Origin of the sequence: Saccharopolyspora gloriosae (genome assembly GCF_014203325.1) — a bacterium.
Taxonomy (GTDB): Bacteria; Actinomycetota; Actinomycetes; order Mycobacteriales; family Pseudonocardiaceae; genus Saccharopolyspora_C; species Saccharopolyspora_C gloriosae.
Genome location: NZ_JACHIV010000001.1, coordinates 3,214,984 through 3,232,810, shown reverse-complemented (window position 1 = coordinate 3,232,810; position 17,827 = coordinate 3,214,984). Strand labels below are relative to the sequence as shown.

Sequence of the window (17,827 nt, the reverse complement as noted above, 5' to 3'; positions counted from 1 at the left end):
TCAGCCGCCCGCGCCGACCGGTTCGGCTTCGACAGTCGCGAGCCGCCCGCGCAGCTCCATCGCGGCGCGCACCCGGCTCTGCGCGATGTCCAGTGCGGCGGAGTGCGGGTCGACCCCGTGCTCCAACGCCGAGCGCAGCACCAGCCGGGTGTTGTCCCGGCACCGCTGCGCGACCTCGTCGAGGATGCGGTCCGGTGCCGGGCGGAACGCGGATCGACGGGCGTCCATCGCGAAGCCGGCGGCGATGGCCCCGCCCGCGTTGGCGATGAAGTCCGGTACGACGGTGACCCCACGCGCCGCCAGCGCGGCCCGCGCGTCCGGTGTGGTCGGGAGGTTCGCGCCCTCCACGACGACTTCGGCCCGGACCTCCGCCGCGACGCGTTCCCCGAGCACGTCCTGCCCGGCCGCGGGGATCAGCACGTCGCAGTCGACCACCAGCTCCTCGCCGCGATCGAGGCGCTTGGCCGCCGGAGCGCCGTGCACGCACGCGTCGCCGTGCTCGGCGCGCCGCGCCAGCCACGACGGCACGTCGAGCCCGTCCGGATCGTGCACGCCACCGTCCACGGTGGACAGTGCGACGACCTGGGCGCCCAGCTCGTGCAACCGCCGCACGGCCGCGGCACCCACCGCGCCGAACCCCTGGACCGCGACCCGCGTGCCCGCCATCGGCCGGTTCCGCAGTTCCAGCGCGGCGGCGAGCGCGGCGACCACGCCATGACCGGTCACGCCGAGCTCGTCGTAGGGGACTCCGCCCAGCACCTCCGGGACGCCCACGGCGGTGCCCCGATCGCCGAGTTCGTCCTGGATGATCGCCGCGTCCCGCTCGGTCATGCCCATGTCGAGGCCGGCGACGTAGCTGGCCGGGATCTGATCTGCGAGCTTGCGGGCGAAGGCGCGCACGATCCGTTCTTTGTCGGGGGCCGCCGGGTCGGCCACGATGCCCGCCTTGGCACCGCCGTGGAACAGGTCGGCCGCCGCCCACTTCCACGTCATCACCCGGGCCAGCCTGGCGATCTCGGCGACGCTCACCGTCGGGCTCATCCGGATCCCGCCCTTGCCGGTGCCACGGGCCGTGTTGTCGACCACCAGCACGCCCCGCATCCCGCTGCGGGAATCGGAGACGCAGACGATCTTCTCGGGTCCCCATTCGTCGATCGACTGCAACAGGTCGTTCACGACTGCCTCCTGCGTGGTCCGTCCGAAGTGAGCTGGGTGGTGGCCGTGGCGGAACCGCGACGGCATCGGCACTGCGAAATCCCGTCCGGAAGTGGTGCCGGCGCACGAGGAATCGCTGTCCCCGTGCGGCGACCGGCGCGAACCTCCGGTGGTCTTGCTGTTCCGGTGGCTCCCGGTCAGCGGAGCTGCCGCTGACCGGGAACACCGGCGAAACGCGTGGAGCGAACCGTCAGACGAGGTTGCGCTCCGGTCGGTGGGCGGCGCGGGCGAAGCGGTCGACGCTCAAGCCCCCGACGTCCACCTCGGGTGGTCGGCCGAGGACGAGGTCGCGGACCACCTCGCCCACCGCCGGGCTCTGCAGGAAGCCGTGCCCGGAGAAGCCCGTCGCATAGCGGAATCCGTCCACTTCGGACGAAGCGCCGATCAGCGCGTTGTGGTCCGGGCTCAGCTCGTACAACCCCGCCCAGCGGTGCGCCGCACCGATCGCGGACAACGCGGGCGCTCGCCGAGCCACGGTGTCGGCGAGAACGTCGAGCCACCGGTCGTCGGTGCGCGATTCGGTGCTCTCGACCGGATCCGGCATGCCCATCAGCAGGCCGGGCCCTTCGTCGTGGAAGTAGAACCCGGTGCTGAAGTCGATCGTGAACGGCAGTCGATCAGGCAGGCTGGGGACCGGCTCGGTGACCAGGATCTGCCGCCGCAAGCGCCGCACCGGTAACTCCACCCCGGCCATCGCGCCCACCTCGGCCGACCAGGCGCCCGCCGCGCAGATCACGGTGGACGTGGCCACTGCGCCGGCATCGGTGCGCACGCCGGTGATCCTGCCGCCGGACACCTCGATGCCCTCGACCGCGCAGTGCCGGCGGACGTCACCGCCGAACCGCCGGACACCGGCGGCGTAGCCCTGCACGACCGCGTCGGGCGTGCAGTGCCCGTCGGTGGGGGAGAAGGCACCGGCTAGGACGCCGTCGACCGACACCAGCGGGGCGAGTTCGCCCGCTTCCCGCGCGGTGAGCATCCGGCTCGGCACGCCGAGTTCGTTCTGCAACCGCACGGAGTTCTCGAACTCCGCCACGTCCGCCGGGTCCGAGAGCAGGAACAGGTAGCCGTGCCTGCGCAGGTCGATCTCCCCGCCCGGCCGCTCCGCGAACCGCTCGAAGGCGCGGAGGCTGCGGGCGCCCAGCGCGATGTTGACCGGATCGGAGAACTGCGCCCGCACCCCGCCCGCGGCCTTGCCGGTGCTGCCCGACCCGAGCTCGTCGCGTTCCAGCAGGAGCACCTGCGTTCCCGCCTCGGCGAGGTGGAAGGCGATGGACGTGCCCATCGCCCCGCCGCCGATCACGACGACCTCGGCCCGGACCGGCAGGGTCACGAGGTGCCGCCCAGTTCGGGCGGCAGCCGGTATCCCCGGTCCGGTTCGACGGTGGCGACGTCCATCTGCGCCTTCTGCAACTTCCCGGAGAAGTCCCAGTTCAGCGACTGCCATCGGGTGAACTGGTCGAGTACCCAGATGCCCGACTGGCGGCTGCCGTTGCCGGAGCGGCCGTTCCCGCCGAAGGGGAGGTGCGCCTCGGCCCCGGAGGTCGAGTTGTTCACGCTGACCATCCCCGCCCCGGTGCCCTGGCGGAACCGGAAAGCGGTGGCCGGGTCGGAGGTGTAGACGGCCGCGGAGAGCCCGTAGCCGGGCGCGTTGCCCAGTTCGATCGCTTCGTCGAGGTCGTCGAAGGTGCTCACCCCGACGATCGGGCCGAAGGTCTCCTGAGTGAACACGTGGTCGTCCGGGCGCAGTCCGTCCAGCAGCACCGGGTGGTAGAACAAGCCCGCTTCCGGATCGCCCTGGAACCCGGCGCGCGGGGCGGTGGCACCGATGCGGCCGACCGCGGAGGACCCGAGCACCTTGTGGTGATCGGCGATGGTGCTGAGCACCGATTCGAAGCCGTCGGCGAACTTCTGGTCCAGCAGCGGTCCGTACAGCACGTCCCCGGCCGGGTCGCCGATCACCGCGGCCCGCAGCGCCTGGTCCAACCGGCCGACGAACTCGTCGTGCACGTCGCGGTGCACGATCAGGTTGCCCAGCGAGGTGCAGCGCTGCCCGGCGGTGCCCCACCCGGAGAACAGCGCGCCCTCGACGGCGAGGTCGAGGTCCGCGTCCGCGGCCACCACCATCGGGTTCTTCCCGCCGAGTTCGAGGCACGGGCTCTGCGTGTACTTGCCGCACAGCTCACCGACCCGGGAGCCCACCGCGCTGGAACCGGTGAAGCCGACCTTGTCGACGAGGCCGTCCCGCAACGCGGACTCCAAGCCCGCGAAGGTGGCCTCCCCGTCGGCGTAGACCAGGTTCAGCACGCCCTGCGGAACTCCCGCGCGCCAAGCCAGTTCGGCGACCGCCCGCGCGGCCGCCGCCGCGTACTCGGCAGGCTTCCACACCACCGCGTTGCCGCACAGCAGCGCCGGAACCAGGTACCAGGACGGCACCGCCACCGGGAAGTTGCCCGCCGTGATCACCATCGCGACGCCCACCGGAACGCGGAAGGTGAACAGCTGCTTGTCCGGCATCTCCGACGGGACCGTCTGGCCGTAGAGCCTGCGCCCCTCGCCCAGGAAGAAGTCGCAGGTGTCGACGATCTCCTGGACCTCGCCGAGCGCCTCGGCGTAGGGCTTGCCGATCTCGCGGGTCACCAGCCGGGCCAGCGATTCCTTGTTCGCCTCGACCAGTCTGCCGAGCTCGGCCACGACACGACCGCGCACCGGAGCGGGCACCTGCGCCCACTCGCGCTGCGCGGCGCGGGCGGCAGCGGCCGCCGCGTGCACGTCCTCCGGGCCGCTCAACTCGACCCGCGCCACCACGTCGTCCAGCCGGGCGGGGTTGCGGGACGAGTACTCCGCCGATCCTGACCCGGGGGCTCCGGCTCCGGGGGCCGCCTCGCGCGGGGCTGCTCCGATCACCGAACTCACCGTCGTCGACACCGTGGTCCACCTCTTCCTCATCCGTGCGGGCGTGTGCAGTGCGGTCGTGCTGCCGGTCGAGACGTCGCGGAGGTCGCGACGGTCGGTGCCGATGTCGGAGCCGGGCGGCCGTGGCCGCGGCGGCCTCGGGTTTCGGGGGCGTGGCTGGCGTCTTCCCGCGTGTGCGGCCCGGACCGCAGTCCGAACCGCCGGAACCGGCCTGCGTTGTGCCGCCGGTCACGAAACCCACCGTAACCGCGCAGGCGTTCGAACATCGAGCATCAGAAGAGTGATTTCCTGGTTCTCTGAGCGACAGTTCTGCTGTTGCTCAGAACGATCACCACCACCGCCCGCCTACCGTGTGCCGGTGGCGGGGGAGCGGCGAGCTTGGAGGCACGGATGACGGACATGATGTGGACCGACGCGGACGTGACCGCGGCGCTGGACCTCGACACGGCGATCCGCTCGCAGCGCACGGCCTTCGCGGCGCTGGGCGACGGTCGCGCGCGGCTGGCCCAGAAGGTCTCGGTCCCCAGCGGCACCGGTACCGCGCTGGGCTACCTCGGCACGATCTCCCCGGAGCACGGCGCGGTGAGCAAGCTCGTCGCCGCGCACCCCGGCAACGCCGAGCGTGGACTGCCCGTGATCTCGGCGACCGTGCTGGTGCTCGACGCCGCCGACGGCCGCGTCCGGGCCGTCATGGCCGCGACCGCGCTGACCGAGCTGCGCACCGCCGCGGGCAGCGCCGTCGCCGTCGACGTGCTGGCGCCGGAATCGGCCGACGAACTGGCGGTGCTCGGCTCCGGGGTGCAGGCCCGCGCGCACGTGCGCGCGATCACCCGGGTGCGCGCGCTGCGGACGGTGCGGATCCACGGCCGCGACCGGCGGCGCCGGGAGGCACTCGCGAGCGAACTCGCCGCCGAACTGGACCTGGACGTGCGCGCCGCGGACACCGCGCAGCAGGCGGTGCGCGGCGCTTCGCTCGTCGCCGCGTGCACGCTCAGCACCGAGCCGGTGATCACCGCCGACGAGGTCGAACCCGGTGCCACGGTGGTGTCGGTGGGCAGCTTCGAACCGCACCGGCGGGAGGTGGACGACGAGCTCGTGCGGCGCGCCGACCTGGTCGTCGTCGACGACGTGGACACCGCCGCGCACCACGCCGGACCGATCGTGCGCGCGCTGGAACGCGGTGACCGCACCCGCGAGCGGCTGCACTCGCTGGGGGAGGTGCTGACCGGGCGTGCACCGGGCAGGACCGATCCGGGGCAGCTGGTGTTCTACAACAGCGTCGGAATCGGCGTCCAGGACGCCGCCGCGGCGCACGCCGCGCTCGGAACGCTGTGAGGGGGAGCGGCCGGATGGGCTTCGCGGAGCGGTTGGAGGCGTCCCTGGCGGAGGCCCGGCGGGATTTCCCGGGCCGGATCGGGTTCGCCGCGTGGGACTTGGACGAGCGCGTTCCCGTGCTGGTGGAGGCGGAGCGCGAAGTGCATCCGGCGAGCACCATCAAGGTGCTCGTCATGATCGCCGCTTTGCGGGAGGTCCACGCAGGACGGTTCGCCTTGGACACCGAAGTGCCCCTCCCGGAGCAGCGGGCGGGCGGTTTCGGGGTGCTGCGGGAGTTGCGCGGCGTGCACCGGCTCACGCTCGCCGACCTGATCACGCTCATGATCGTCGTCAGCGACAACGCGGCGACGAACGCGGTGATCGACACCGTCGGGTTCCCGGCGATCGCGAGCTGCGCCGAGGATCTCGGCTGCCTCGCCACCCGGGTCGAACGGCGCTTGATGGACGTCGACGCGCCGGGACGCAACACCACCTGCGCGCTGGACCAGGCGCGGATCCTGGACCGGCTCGCGACCGGCCGGGCGCTGCCGGTGGCGCTCACCGTGCACGCGTTGGACGTGCTGTCCCGCCAGCAGATCCGGGACCGGCTGCCCGCCGCGCTGCCGGTGGAGGCGCGGTGCTGGAACAAGACGGGCGAGATCCAGGGATCCCGCCACGACGTGGCGTTGATCGGGGACGACCGGCCGCGCGCGGTGGTCGCGGTGCTGGTGGACGAGCTCACCGACGAACCGTCCCGCCGCGGCGCCGGGCGCAGTCCGGTGTACGACCGGATCGCGGACCTGGGGCTGCGGGTGTTCCGCGCGCTCGGCTGAGGAAATCCTTGCGTGGGAAGGGTTTCCTCCCGATCCGCGCCCGGTGACTACAGCAACACCTTGCGCGCCAAGCTGAACGTGCCGAGGTCGCCGGATCAGCGCCGGTGCACGACGGCTCCGTCCACGATGGTCAGATCGACCCGGGCGCGCCCGATTTCCGCGCTGGGCGCGGAGAACGGGTCGCGATCGAGCACCGCGAGATCGGCCGCCTTGCCCACTTCCAGCGACCCCGTCTCCGCGGCGAACCCGTTCGCCCGAGCGCTGCCCAGGGTGTGCACCGCGAGCGCCGTGCCGAGCTCGAGCGCCTGCTCCGGCAGGAACGGGTCCGTCCCGCCCGGCTCGCAGCGGGTGACCGCGGCGTGCACCGCGCTCAGCGGCGCCACGTCGGAGACCGGCCAGTCGCTGCCCGCGGCCAGCGGCGCCCCCGAGTCGAGCAACGACCGGAAAGGGTACTGCCGCGCGGCGCGTTCGGCGCCCAGACGGGGAATCGTCAGCTCGGTCATGGCCGCGTCGTTGATCGCCCAGGCCTCCTGGACGTTCGCCGTGACCCCGAGCTCCCGGAAGCGCGGGAGGTCCTCGGTCCGGATGACCTGGACGTGCGCGATCTGGTGGCGCAGGCCGGAGCCCGGCGCGGCGGCCACCGCGTCCAGCGCGTCGCGCACCGCGCGGTCCCCCACGGCGTGGAAGTGCACCGCGAACCCCTCGGCGCTGAGCAGGCCGACCACCTCGCGGAGCGCGTCGGCCGACAGGTGCGAGAGACCGCTGCGGCGCTCGCCGAGGTAGGGCCGCACCATCGACGCCGTCCGGTTCTCGCAGACACCGTCGATCATGAGCTTCACGTGGTCCGCGCGGAACCGCGCTCCGCGAGCCCGCGCCCGGCGTTCGACGAGCTCCGGCAGCTGCTCCGGACCTCGACGCCGATCCCACCAGAGCGCGCCCTGCACCCGGCCGGTCAGCAGCCCCTGCTCGTCGAGCGCGCGGTAGGTGTCCAGGACGTCGGAGTGCCCGAGGTAGGCGCCGACGATCGCGTCCTGCCACCCGGTGACGCCGTGGGCGTGCAGCAGCCGCTGCCCCTCCAGCAGCGCCGCCCGGTACTCGGCGGGATCCGGGGCGGGCAGCGCGCGGGCGACGAGGTCGGCGGCGCCCTCGTGCAAGGTCCCGGCGGGACGGCCGCGGGCGTCCCGTTCGATCCACCCGTCCGGTGGATCAGGGGTCGTCGCGTCCACTCCCGCGAGCCGCAAAGCTGCGGTGTTCACCCACGCGCTGTGATGATCGCGGTTGATCAGGTACGCCGGACGGGACCCCGTGACCTCGTCGAGCGCGGCGGCGGTCGGCGCGCCGCCGGGGAAGTGCGCCGAGTCCCAGCCACCGCCCAGGACCCACCGGCCGCCGGAATCGTGCCCGGCGATCGACCGGAGGCAGTCCGCGGCGTCCGCCGCCTCCATGAGGTCGCACCGCAACCGGAGCAACCCGCCGAACACCGGGTGCGCGTGCGCGTCCTGGAAACCGGGCAGCAGCAACCGCCCCCGCAGCGCGACGACCTCGGTCCGCTCGGTGATCAGCGCACGCACCGCCGCCGTCCCCAGCGCGGCGATGCGGCCGTCGCGCACCGCCACCGCGTCCGTGCGCGAACCGGCGGCGTCCATGGTGGCCACCGGTCCGTCCACGAACGCCAGGTCGGCCCCCGTCAGCGATGCTCCTCGCCGGTGATCACCGAAACCGCGAGTTCCCGCAGGTGTTCGTCTACCTCGGGCACCTGGAACCCGGCCCGGCGGATGTGCGAGACGAGCTCCGCGTCCGGCGGGACCCCGTGGGTGCGCAGGTAGTAGCCCACCGCGCCGGGCCAGATCCACTGGCCGTCGGTGTGGAAGGTCAGCGGCACCGACGCGGGCGCCGCGGGGTCGAGCTGATCGGTGTCGTAGCTGCGCGCGGCGAGCACGATCGGAGCGTGGTCGAGGTAGTCGACGAGACCGGTGAGCTCGTTCATGGCGACCTCCGGGCGGTCCACCTGGGGCCGTCCGCCCTCGTCGACCGCGTCGAAGACCTCCGCGGTGCGCAGCGCGGGCGCGCGCGTGGCGGTGCCCGTCGCGTCCGGCACCCCGGCGTTGCGCGCGAGCCAACCGGGGATGTTCACGCCCGCGCGGGGGTAGGTGCGCAGCTCCGCGGCGAAGGCCTCGGCGGGCGGCGGGTGCTGCCAGGACGGCTCGTAGTCGCCGTTGAAGTCCACGCTGTAGCTGCTGGGGCGCTGCAACCGGTACAGCGCGCTGATCCAGGTGCCCCGGTCCGGTTCGTGCATGCCGTGGCGGAGCCGGCCGAACAGCTCTCCGAGCTCCGCGGGCACGGCCAGCGGGATCGGCGTGCCGTTGGGAGCGAGCAGCTGCGCGGTGATCTCCGAGTGCGCGCCGACCGCGCGGTACTCGACGGTCACCTCGCTCCACGCCGGCGGCATCGAGCGCAGCAGCACCCGGCCGACGTCCTGGATGAGGTTCTGCTGCGCCGTTTGGTCCAGCGCGCCCGGTGGACCTTGCGGGTCCGGTCGGTGGGGCCCCTGCTCGGGGAGTCCCGGTTGGCTCATGCCTGCATCCTCCCAGTCGCGCGCGGGGAGCGGAGCGGATTCCCCGAACTCATACCCGCGCGACGCCCTGCCTTTACCCGCGCGAAGCCTGACTCCGACGCGGTGAACAACTGCCGCGCCCAGAGCTTAAGACCCCGGACGAGTGAGTGTCGGCGGCCAGTTGCCGGTATCCGCCCGATCTTCGATTAGCCTGGTCAGAGGCTTGCCGGCAGATCACGCCGAGGTTTCGCCGTGAACTTCGGATGTCGGAGCGAATGTCGGATACGACGATTGTTGACAATAAATCCAGCTCGGGTTTAGCTTCGATCCATCGCCAGCGAGACACGGAGGTGACCATGCGGGCCAACGAGTACGGCCTTCCCCGTCCCCTCCGCTGGCTGTCGTCTTCATCGCTCTGGCTGCGACATTGAGGCTGACCACCGCCTGCCGGCGGTGGTCACTCCGCAGCGCGTGCGGCCGGCCGAACTCGGGCCCCGTGGGTCTTCGACCCTGAGCGGTGCCTGGAATCCCTCGGCCGGAACACGCCCCTTCTGTAGGTAACTCTGGTGGGCGCCGACCTGTGCGCCCATTTCATGCACTGCACTTGGGAGGAGGTTCGGCCGGTGGCACTTGTCGACTGTGACCCGCTGATGAGGGTGACCTGGACAGACCCGGTGACGGGAAAGCACGGATACCTCGTCGTGCACACTCTGGTGTCCGGCCTGGCGACCGGCGGAACCCGGATGCGCGCCGGATGCACGATGTCGGAAGTGGAGGACTTGGCGCGGGGCATGGCCCGCAAGACCGCTGTGTTCGACCTGCCGGTCGGTGGCGCCAAGGGCGGCATCGACTGCGACCCCAAGGACCCCCAGGCGCACGGCGTGCTGCGCCGGTTCGTCGAGGCCATGCGCCCGTGGATCGACGCGCACTGGGTCACGGCCGAAGACCTGGGCGTGCCGCAGCACCTGATCGACGAGGTCTTCGCCGAGGCCGGGCTGGAGCAGTCGTACCACGCCGCGATCCGGCGGGCGCCGGACGTCGAGCACACGTTGCGCCGGGTTCGCGCCGGGCTCAACGCCCCGGTTCCCGGCGGCTTGCTGCTCGGTGATGTCGTCGGCGGCTACGGCGTGGCGCAGTGCTGCCTCGGCGTGGTGCACGCCCGCGGCTGGGGCCACGACAGCACGACCGTCGCGGTGCAGGGCGTGGGCACCATGGGCGGTGGCGCGGCTTGGTACCTGCACGAGGCCGGGCTGAAGGTCGTCGCCGTGGCGGACGCGGCCGGCTCGCTGTACCACCCGGACGGGCTCGACATCCCGGCGCTGCTGGACGCCAGGGACCGGTTCGGGGAGATCGACCGCGATCAGGTTCCGGCCGACGTGCAGCGGTTGCCCAGGGACGCGGTGCTCGCGGTCGACGTCGACGTGCTGATCCCGGCGGCGGTGTCCTACGCGATCACCCCGGAGCGGGTGCCGCAGGTGGCCGCCAAGGTGATCATCGAGGCGGCGAACACGCCGATCACCCCGGAGGCCGAGCAGCTGCTGGCGGAGCGGGGCATCCCGGTGATCCCCGACTTCGTGGCCAACTCCGGTGCCGTCGCGTGGGCGTGGTGGCTGCTGCTGGGCCGGGTGGACGCCGACCCCGTGCTCTCGTTCAGCGTGCTCCGCGAGGAGATGCTGGCGAAGATCCCGCCGCTGATCGCGGCCTGGGACGCGGAGGGCACCACTCCGCGGGTCGCCGCGCTGCGGCTCGCGGACTGGCAGACCGAGCAGAACAAGGTGGCCGAGGCGGAAGGGCGGTTGCTGGTCAGCATTCCGTAGCCCGCCGCGGTCGAAGCCGAAACGTGCGTGCCATCCCGTCAAGGGGTGGCACGCACGGGCATTTCAGGGAAATCGTCGAAATGGGGATCGGCGTTACATCGATCTCAGTCGGCCACGACTTCGGGTGACAAGTGTGTGACAACCCGCGTTCGGGGTGCTAGCGTTAGCCGTGGTTGCAGTTTTGGTTCCCACAAGTACTTGAAAGTGCCTGCGATACAAGTGTGGCGCAGGCGCTTTGTTGTGCCGGAGGCCGTTTTTGGCTCGGGTGATCATCTCGGCGACTCGGGGGTTGACGCAGTGTCGGCCCTGGCCATCAGAAGTAGGAGTAAAGAGAATGGCTACCGGTACCGTTAAGTGGTTCAACGCTGAAAAGGGCTTCGGGTTCATCACCCCCGATGGGGGCGGTTCCGATGTGTTCGCCCACTACAGTGCGATTGACGCCACCGGGTTCCGCACGCTGGACGAGAACCAGCGGGTGGAGTTCGAGATCGCCCAGGGCCCGAAGGGTCCGCAGGCTTCTCAGATTCGCGGCATCTGAGTTCAGTCGACGCCGAGAGGCCCACGCCTGCCAGGCGTGGGCCTCTCGCATGTTCGTCGTGGATGTCGAAGCCCTCGCGGTAGGCTTCGCTCCCCGCTGATGTCGATCTCTGCGAGGTTCCGGGTGCCCCTTCGTGTGTTCGTCGCCGGTGCCACCGGCGTGGTCGGGAGGACCTTGCTGCCCAGACTGCGGCAGCGAGGTCATCACGTGACGGCGCTGCTGCGCACCGCGGGGCGCGCGCAGGGCCTGCCCGGTGCCGATGAGGTCGTGGTGGGCGACGTGCTCGACCTGCCGCGGCTGCGCCAGGTGGTGCGCCACGCCGAGCCGGACGTGGTCGTGGCCCAGGTCTCCGGGTTCCGGGGGCCGGACTACGACGACGCGCTCGCCCGCACGGCGCGGCTGTGGGAGGACGGCACCCGCAACCTCGTGGCGGCCGCCGCGGAGGCGGGCGTGCGCCGGGTGGTGGCGCAGAGCATGGTCGCCGCGTACTGCCCGAACGGTCACGACGTGCTGGACGAGGACTCGCCGCTGTGGATCGACGCGCCGGGCCGGTGGGGCGAGGCGGTGCGCGCGGTCGCCGGTATGGAGAGCGCGGTCGTGGACCGGTCCGACCTGGAGGGCGTGGTGCTGCGCTACGGGTCGCTGTACGGCCCGAACACCTGGTACGCGCCCGGCGGGCTGGTGCACGAGCAGGTCCGCGGCAGTGCGCTGCCGCTGGTCACCGACGGCGTGGGGCTGACCTCGTTCACGCACGTGGAGGACGCGGCCAGCGCGGTCGTCGAAGTCCTCACCGCCGGCGAGACGGGCACCTACAACGTGGTGGACAACGAACCGGCGGAATGCGCGGAGTGGTTACCGGCCTACGCCCGGATGATCGGCGGTCCGGCGCCGTTGTCGTTGACCCTGGACCAGGCCAGGGCCCAGCTGGATTGGCTCACCGTGCACCGGCTCACCGAGCAGCGGGGCGCGACGAATTTCCGCCTTCGCGAGACGTTGGGCTGGCGTCCGGGGTGGCCGAGTTGGCGCGAGGGATTCGCGACGATGTTCGGCCTGTGGCCGGGCTGAGGTGAAGCACGACTTCGTGCTGGAAATGACGAGTGCTTATCTGCTCGATCCGGTTGCCCGGTTCGACCGGAACGTACTCGGAACTCGGGTGATCCGGTAGGGCCGAATGCCGCGTGCTGACCACGGTTAAGTGAAATCGGTTCCCGCTTTCACGAATTCCACCGGTGACGTCCGAGCCGCCCAGTTCGTGGAAAGTTCCGGAAGGAACTTGTCCTAGGGATTCGGATGCGGTAGGCGGTCCGCATTCGGCGGATCGCCCTCGTCGGCGGCATCGTGCGAATGCAGCATCGGCGCGGGTGCCGCGAATCGGTGCGGCGCGCTGCGAGATCCGAGAGGGGAAGCGCTACTCCCGGTCGTAGTCCTCGTCTACGGGAACGTCGGTGCGCTGATCCGCGAGATCCGCCGGGTCTGCCTCGTCGACCGGATCGGTGTCGGACGTGACGTCCTCGGTGACCGGATCCTCGGCATGCCTGGCCTGTTCGGCGGCGTCGGCTTCGGGTGTTTCGGAATCCATGGCGCGATCCTTCCCACGACCGGGCGGCTCTGCGGCCAACCGTATCGGGCGCGGCGCGATTCAGCTCCCGAGCGGCGGGAAGTCCGGTCGGCGGCGCTCGTGGAAGCTGCGCACGCCCTCGCGGACGTCGGGGCGGTCGAACGCGGCGATCATGCGGTTGTTCGCGTCGGCGCTCGCCGTCTCCAGCCCGCTGTCCAGGCCCGCGTAGATCTGCTCCTTGATCTCGGCCATCGAAGCGGGGGAGCACTCGGTGGCCAGCGAGTGCGCGTACTCCAGCGCGGCGGTCAGCACCTCGCCCGCGGGCAGCACCCGGTCGACCAGGCCCAGCGCGTGCGCCTCGCTGCCGAGCAGGGTGCGGGCGGAGAGCATCAGGTCCAGCGCGGTGCCCGCACCGACGAGCTTGGGCAGCAGCCAGGAGATGCCGTGCTCGGCGACGAGTCCGCGACGGCTGAACGCGGTGGTGAACTTGGCGTCCTCGGCGGCGAAGCGCACGTCGGCGAACAAGGCGGCGACCAAGCCGATTCCGGCCACGGGGCCGTTGATCGCGGCGATGATCGGTTTTCGGATCCGGATCGACAGCGAGACCGCCCGGTCGTCGCCGTCGTGCTCGGGTGCCGAGTCCAGCGCGGAGAGGTCCGTTCCGGCGCAGAATCCGCGGCCGGCACCGGTGACCACCACCGCCCGCACCGACGGATCGCCATCGGCCTTCTCCAGCAGGTCGAAGTAGCGCCGCCGCATGCTCGGAGTCCACGCGTTGAGCCGCTCCGGGCGGTGGAACGTCAGCAGCAGGACCGCGTCGCGGTGCTCGACCAGGATCTCATCGTCCTCCGGCACCTGATCACCTCCGTGGCGATTGCCCTCGGAAACTACCGAGCGGGACCAGGTGGTTCAACCGGGCAAACGAGCGACCCGAACTCGCCGCGAGCGATCACGACCAGTGATCGTCAGGTGCCTGCGTTGCGGTGCCCGCCATGCCCTCACCGACGATGTCGCGGCCGATGAAGTCGTGCAGGACCTGGCGCATCCGCTGAACCGATCGTTCCGGGCGGCCGGTGAGCACGCCGATGCCGAGTCCGTCGATCAGCGCCGTCAACCGCACCGCGAGCTCGTCCGCGTCACCCTCGGTGAACACGCCCTGCTGCTGGCCCTGGCGGATCGTCCGCTCGATCGTGTCGTGCCAGCGGGTGTAGGAATCGCCGTGCAGTCCGCGCAGCTCGGGGCGCAGCGCGCTCTCGTTCCACACCTGCAGCCAGATGGACCACTCGCGGCGCAGCCCCGGTGATTCCGGCAGTTGCAGCTCGACGAGCCGCAGCAGCCGCTGATGGGCGTCGTCGATGCTGTGCAGTTCGGCGACCTGCCGGTCGAAGGCCTGCCGGACCGAGTGCCGCAGTGCTTCGGTGAGCAGGTCGTCGCGGCCGGGGAAGTGGTAGTGGATCGCGGCCGCGCTCACCCCGCAGGCCTCGGCGATGTCGGCGACCCGGACGGCGTGGAACCCGCGTTCGGCGATGAGTTCCCAGGCCGCGTCGAGGATCTGCTGGTAGCGGTCCCCACCGGTGCGTTCCGGCGGGCGGGCCGCGCGGCGCGGTGCGGCGGCGACCGTCTCCGCGTCGTCCCTGCCGTTGATCAACCAGTTCACCGTCACCTGGCCGATCTCCGCGATGCGCGTCAGCTCGACCGGGGTGAAGCGCCGGACTCCGGTGAGCGACTTGGAGAGCTTGGTGGCGTCTAGACCGATTCGGTCGGCGAACGCCCGGTGGCTGTGCGGATATCCCGCCACGACCTCGCGGACCCTCGCGCGCAGCGCGGCGGGACCGGAGTCGGCGTTGTGGCCGGCGGGTGCGGATTCGGAGGTCATGGTGGTGAGCGGCTCGTCCGGGCGTCGCGGGATCGGGGGCGTGCAGTGGTCGGGCGCTTCATCCCCAGGACGGCCGGATCGGCCGTCCAGCGCCGTGACCACGCACGATCAGGACGCTACCAGCGCACCAGCACACCCCGAACGGTGTCGGCCGTCGGCCCGGCCATCGGCGGACGGGCCGGGCGGGTTCGGCCGGGGCGCTCGCCCCGACCACAACGGGCGTGGCGCAACCGGGACTCCGTCCGAGTCCTTAGCACCAGCGGTGATCGCCCGCGCCGCCCCCTCAGCTGCGCCGCCGCCGCCGGACACCGTCAGGATGTGAGGGTGATGGGAACAAGTGCCTCGCGGCTCGCCCAGCGGCCGACGCAGCGCTGGCAGGCACTGGTGGTGTGCCTGCTGGCGGGGTTCATGACCCTGCTCGACGTCAGCATCGTCAACGTCGCGCTGCCGTCCATGCAGCAGGGCCTGGACGCCCCGCCCGTCGCGCTGGGCTGGGTGGTGTCCGGCTACGCGCTCACCTTCGGCCTGGTGCTGGTGCCGGCGGGCAGGCTCGGCGACGACCGGGGTCGTGGCCGGATGTTCATCCTGGCGCTGCTGCTGTTCACCGCGGCCAGCGCCGCCGCCGGGTTCGCGCCGTCGGCGACCTGGCTGGTCGTGTCCCGGCTCGTGCAGGGCGTGGCGGGCGGCATGCTCAACCCGCAGGTGCTCGGGCTGATCCAGCAGCTGTTCCAGGGCAGCGAGCGGGCGAAGGCGTTCGGGCTGTTCGGCGCGGTGATCGGGCTGTCCACCGCGATCGGTCCGCTGCTCGGCGGGCTCATCATCGAACTCGCCGGGGACGAGCAGGGCTGGCGCTGGGTGTTCTTCGTGAACGTGCCGATCGGCCTGGCGGCGCTGGTGTTCGCCGCCAGGGTCCTGCCGAAGGCCGAGCCTGCCGACGGCGCTCGCAGCCTCGACCTGGTGGGCGTGCTGCTGCTCGGTGCCGCGCTGCTGGCGTTGCTGCTGCCCCTGATCGAACGGGAGAGCGGCAGCGGCGCGCCGTGGTACCTGCTGCCGGCGGCGCCGGTGCTGCTGGTGCTGTTCGTGCTGTGGGAACGCGGCTACCGCGCCAGGGGACGGGAACCGCTGATCGACCTCGGCCTGTTCGGCATCCGCAGCTACAGCTTCGGCACCGCGCTGGGCATGTTGTACTTCGCCGGTTTCACCAGCATCTTCTTCGTGCTGGCGCTGTACTTCCAGCGCGGACTGGGGTACTCGCCGCTGCAGGCGGGCCTGGCGATGACACCGTTCGCGATCGGCTCGGCGGCGTCCTCCGCGCTCAGCGGCAGGCTCGTGAACCGGTTCGGCCGCTCGCTGGTCGTGCTCGGCCTGGTCGGCGCGCTGGCCGGGCTGGTCGTGACGGACCTGCTGCTCGCGGGCGGTCCCGGCCACGTCGCCGGACTGCTGGTCGCGGGCCCGCTGCTGCTGGCAGGGGTGGGCAGCGGCCTGGTCATCTCGCCGAACCAGACCGTCACCCTCGCCAAGGTCGACTCCGCTCGCGGTGGCACCGCCGCCGGGATCCAGCAGACCGGGCAGCGCCTCGGCACCGCGATCGGCACGGCGACCGCATCGGGGCTGTTCTTCAGCGCGCTGGCCGTCGGCGGCTACGACGCCGCGATCTCCACCGGCCTGCTGGTCGCCGTCGGGTTCGTCGCGCTGGCCCTGCTGCTGGCCGTCACCGAACAGCTCATCCTGACGCGTCGTCGGTGACCGGGGCACCCGTGGCCAAGCGGGACTTGCGGTAGCCGTAGGCCAGGTAGATCACCAGGCCCAGCGCGAGCCAGACCGCGAACCGCACCCAGGTGAGCACGCTCAAGTTCGTCATCAGGTACAGGCAGGCGACGGCCGTGAGCACCGGCAGCACCGGCGACCACGGCATCCGGAACGGGCGCGGCAGGTCCGGTTTGCGGTGGCGCAGCACGGGAATCGCGATGGCCACGATGACGAAGCCGGACAGCGCGCCGATGCTCACCATGTCCGCGAGTTCGGCGATCGGCACGAAACCGCCGAGCAGCATCACCAGCACGGCACCGCCGATCGTCACCCGGTGCGGAGTGCCCCACTTCCGGTGCACCTGGGACAGCTTCGGCGGCAGCAGCCCGTCCCGGCTCATGGCGAAGCCGATGCGCCCGATGGTCACCAGCTCCACCATCATCACCGAGGTCAGCCCGGTCACCGCGCCCAGCGCGATGAGCGCCGCCACCCAGTGGGCGCCGACGGAGTGGAACGCGGCGGCCAGCGGAGCGGCCTCGTCGATCTGCGTGTAGTCGACCATGGCGCTGAGCACCAGCGCCACCAGCACGTACAGCACGGTGCACACCACCAGGCTGCCCAGCAGCCCCACCGGCAGGTCGCGGCGCGGGCGCTTGGTCTCCTCACCGAGGTTGGCCAGCGCCTCGAAGCCGGTGTAGGCGAAGAACACGATCGCGGCGGCCGTGAGCACGCCGCCGAACCCGTACATCGACTGCTCCATGCCCAGCGCCGCCGACACCAGCGGCTGCTCCAGGATGCTCGCGCCCTGCTCCGCGGGCTGCGATGGCGGGACGAACGGCGTGAGGTGCGCGCCGTTGAAGAAGAACAGCCCGGCGACGATCACCAGCACGCACACCGACACCTTGACCACGACCAGGGCGTTGGTCAGCCAGGACGACTCGCGGATGCCCAGGACGGCGACGACGGTGAGCACGCCGATGATCAGGATCGCGCCGACGTTGACCGTCGCGTCCTCGCTGAACCACTCCGGCGGTAGCCCGAGCAGGCTCGACACGTACCCCGACCAGCTGCGCGAGACCACCGCGGCACCGAGGGCGAACTCCAGCAGCAGGTCCCACCCGATGATCCAGGCGAAGATCTCGCCGAGCGTCGTGTAGCCGTAGGTGTAGGCGCTCCCGGCGGTCGGCACCGCGGAGGCCAGCTCCGCATAGCACAGCGCCGCGAGCGCGGCGACGACGCCGCCCACGAGGAACGCGAGGACCACCGCGGGCCCGGCGTGCTCCTTGGCCTCGATCCCCGCCAAGGTGAACACGCCGGTCCCGATGATGATGCCGATGCCGAAGCCGACGAGGTCGACACCGGAGAGCCGCCGAGCGAGGCCGCTGCGCTCGGTGCGTTCCAGCACGTCCTCGACGGGAAGGGTTCGCAGAACACTCACGGGACGGGACGGTAGAACG

General features: G+C 71.7%; 15 protein-coding genes. 6 read left to right on the top strand and 9 right to left on the bottom strand.

Translation table 11 applies throughout. The features are described 5' to 3' along the window. The 3 genes from BJ969_RS14310 to BJ969_RS14300 all read right to left on the bottom strand — a co-directional run bounded on the left by BJ969_RS14310 (position 1) and on the right by BJ969_RS14300 (position 4,143). Complete coding sequence (locus BJ969_RS14310; protein WP_343071405.1) at positions 1-1,176, bottom strand: Glu/Leu/Phe/Val family dehydrogenase; 1,176 nt, start codon at positions 1,174-1,176, stop codon at positions 1-3. A 229-nt stretch (positions 1,177-1,405) separates the two neighbouring features. Further along, positions 1,406-2,548, bottom strand: coding sequence for an NAD(P)/FAD-dependent oxidoreductase (locus tag BJ969_RS14305; protein ID WP_343071404.1), 1,143 nt, complete (start codon positions 2,546-2,548; stop codon positions 1,406-1,408). After that, on the bottom strand, positions 2,545-4,143 hold the full coding sequence (locus BJ969_RS14300) for an aldehyde dehydrogenase family protein (protein WP_343071403.1): 1,599 nt from the start codon (positions 4,141-4,143) through the stop codon (positions 2,545-2,547). The genes BJ969_RS14305 and BJ969_RS14300 overlap by 4 nt, the downstream gene beginning before the upstream one ends. Before the next feature lie 378 nt (positions 4,144-4,521). Here BJ969_RS14300 and BJ969_RS14295 point away from each other — a divergent pair, with 378 nt between their 5' ends. Together BJ969_RS14295 and BJ969_RS14290 are read left to right on the top strand one after the other, a co-directional pair. Continuing rightward, positions 4,522-5,466: an ornithine cyclodeaminase family protein gene (locus tag BJ969_RS14295; RefSeq protein ID WP_184479417.1), complete on the top strand. Its 945-nt coding sequence runs from the start codon at positions 4,522-4,524 to the stop codon at positions 5,464-5,466. 14 nt (positions 5,467-5,480) lie between these two features. Next, positions 5,481-6,278 carry a serine hydrolase gene (locus tag BJ969_RS14290; protein ID WP_184479416.1) on the top strand — a complete coding sequence of 266 codons (798 nt, stop codon included), beginning with the start codon at positions 5,481-5,483 and terminating at the stop codon, positions 6,276-6,278. 95 nt (positions 6,279-6,373) lie between these two features. Here BJ969_RS14290 and BJ969_RS14285 read toward each other — a convergent pair whose 3' ends face one another. Next, positions 6,374-7,924: an amidohydrolase gene (locus tag BJ969_RS14285; protein ID WP_184485278.1), complete on the bottom strand. Its 1,551-nt coding sequence runs from the start codon at positions 7,922-7,924 to the stop codon at positions 6,374-6,376. 41 nt (positions 7,925-7,965) lie between these two features. Next, a complete protein-coding gene (locus BJ969_RS14280) occupies positions 7,966-8,853 on the bottom strand; it encodes a hypothetical protein (protein WP_184479415.1) in 888 nt (295 codons plus the stop codon). Between the two features lie 572 nt (positions 8,854-9,425). Between BJ969_RS14280 and BJ969_RS14275 the strand changes: the two genes are divergently transcribed. The 3 genes from BJ969_RS14275 (at position 9,426) to BJ969_RS14265 (ending at position 12,252) form a co-directional block, all read left to right on the top strand. Next, complete coding sequence (locus BJ969_RS14275) at positions 9,426-10,649, top strand: Glu/Leu/Phe/Val dehydrogenase dimerization domain-containing protein (RefSeq protein WP_184485276.1); 1,224 nt, start codon at positions 9,426-9,428, stop codon at positions 10,647-10,649. A 334-nt stretch (positions 10,650-10,983) separates the two neighbouring features. Then, positions 10,984-11,187 (top strand): cold-shock protein, encoded by a 204-nt coding sequence (locus BJ969_RS14270; protein WP_184479414.1) that lies wholly within the window; start codon positions 10,984-10,986, stop codon positions 11,185-11,187. Positions 11,188-11,310: 123 nt separating this feature from the next. Next, positions 11,311-12,252, top strand: coding sequence for an NAD-dependent epimerase/dehydratase family protein (locus tag BJ969_RS14265; protein WP_343071402.1), 942 nt, complete (start codon positions 11,311-11,313; stop codon positions 12,250-12,252). 343 nt (positions 12,253-12,595) lie between these two features. Here the strand turns inward: BJ969_RS14265 and BJ969_RS14260 are convergent, their stop codons facing one another. The 3 genes from BJ969_RS14260 to BJ969_RS14250 all read right to left on the bottom strand — a co-directional run bounded on the left by BJ969_RS14260 (position 12,596) and on the right by BJ969_RS14250 (position 14,621). Next, complete coding sequence (locus BJ969_RS14260; protein ID WP_184479412.1) at positions 12,596-12,766, bottom strand: hypothetical protein; 171 nt, start codon at positions 12,764-12,766, stop codon at positions 12,596-12,598. A 60-nt stretch (positions 12,767-12,826) separates the two neighbouring features. Further along, positions 12,827-13,600 carry an enoyl-CoA hydratase-related protein gene (locus tag BJ969_RS14255; protein WP_184479411.1) on the bottom strand — a complete coding sequence of 258 codons (774 nt, stop codon included), beginning with the start codon at positions 13,598-13,600 and terminating at the stop codon, positions 12,827-12,829. A 94-nt stretch (positions 13,601-13,694) separates the two neighbouring features. Then, on the bottom strand, positions 13,695-14,621 hold the full coding sequence (locus BJ969_RS14250) for a TetR family transcriptional regulator C-terminal domain-containing protein (RefSeq protein ID WP_184479410.1): 927 nt from the start codon (positions 14,619-14,621) through the stop codon (positions 13,695-13,697). A 327-nt stretch (positions 14,622-14,948) separates the two neighbouring features. On the opposite strand from BJ969_RS14250, the gene BJ969_RS14245 reads away from it, so the two are divergent. Next, on the top strand, positions 14,949-16,367 hold the full coding sequence (locus tag BJ969_RS14245; protein WP_184479409.1) for an MFS transporter: 1,419 nt from the start codon (positions 14,949-14,951) through the stop codon (positions 16,365-16,367). Here the strand turns inward: BJ969_RS14245 and BJ969_RS14240 are convergent. Beyond that, positions 16,345-17,808, bottom strand: a complete 1,464-nt coding sequence (locus tag BJ969_RS14240; RefSeq protein WP_184479408.1) for an amino acid permease — start codon at positions 17,806-17,808, stop codon at positions 16,345-16,347. The two genes, BJ969_RS14245 and BJ969_RS14240, sit on opposite strands and share 23 nt — an antisense overlap. Positions 17,809-17,827 lie beyond the last annotated feature (19 nt).

What these genes read in the sequence shown, in the direction of transcription:
- BJ969_RS14295 (WP_184479417.1), top strand. Translation starts at nt 4,522, where the DNA reads ATGACGGACATGATGTGGACCGACGCGGACGTGACCGCGGCGCTGGAC.
- BJ969_RS14290 (WP_184479416.1), top strand. Translation starts at nt 5,481, where the DNA reads ATGGGCTTCGCGGAGCGGTTGGAGGCGTCCCTGGCGGAGGCCCGGCGG.
- BJ969_RS14285 (WP_184485278.1), bottom strand. Translation starts at nt 7,924, where the DNA reads ATGGACGCCGCCGGTTCGCGCACGGACGCGGTGGCGGTGCGCGACGGC.
- BJ969_RS14280 (WP_184479415.1), bottom strand. Translation starts at nt 8,853, where the DNA reads ATGAGCCAACCGGGACTCCCCGAGCAGGGGCCCCACCGACCGGACCCG.
- BJ969_RS14275 (WP_184485276.1), top strand. Translation starts at nt 9,426, where the DNA reads ATGCACTGCACTTGGGAGGAGGTTCGGCCGGTGGCACTTGTCGACTGT.
- BJ969_RS14270 (WP_184479414.1), top strand. Translation starts at nt 10,984, where the DNA reads ATGGCTACCGGTACCGTTAAGTGGTTCAACGCTGAAAAGGGCTTCGGG.
- BJ969_RS14260 (WP_184479412.1), bottom strand. Translation starts at nt 12,766, where the DNA reads ATGGATTCCGAAACACCCGAAGCCGACGCCGCCGAACAGGCCAGGCAT.
- BJ969_RS14250 (WP_184479410.1), bottom strand. Translation starts at nt 14,621, where the DNA reads ATGACCTCCGAATCCGCACCCGCCGGCCACAACGCCGACTCCGGTCCC.
- BJ969_RS14245 (WP_184479409.1), top strand. Translation starts at nt 14,949, where the DNA reads ATGGGAACAAGTGCCTCGCGGCTCGCCCAGCGGCCGACGCAGCGCTGG.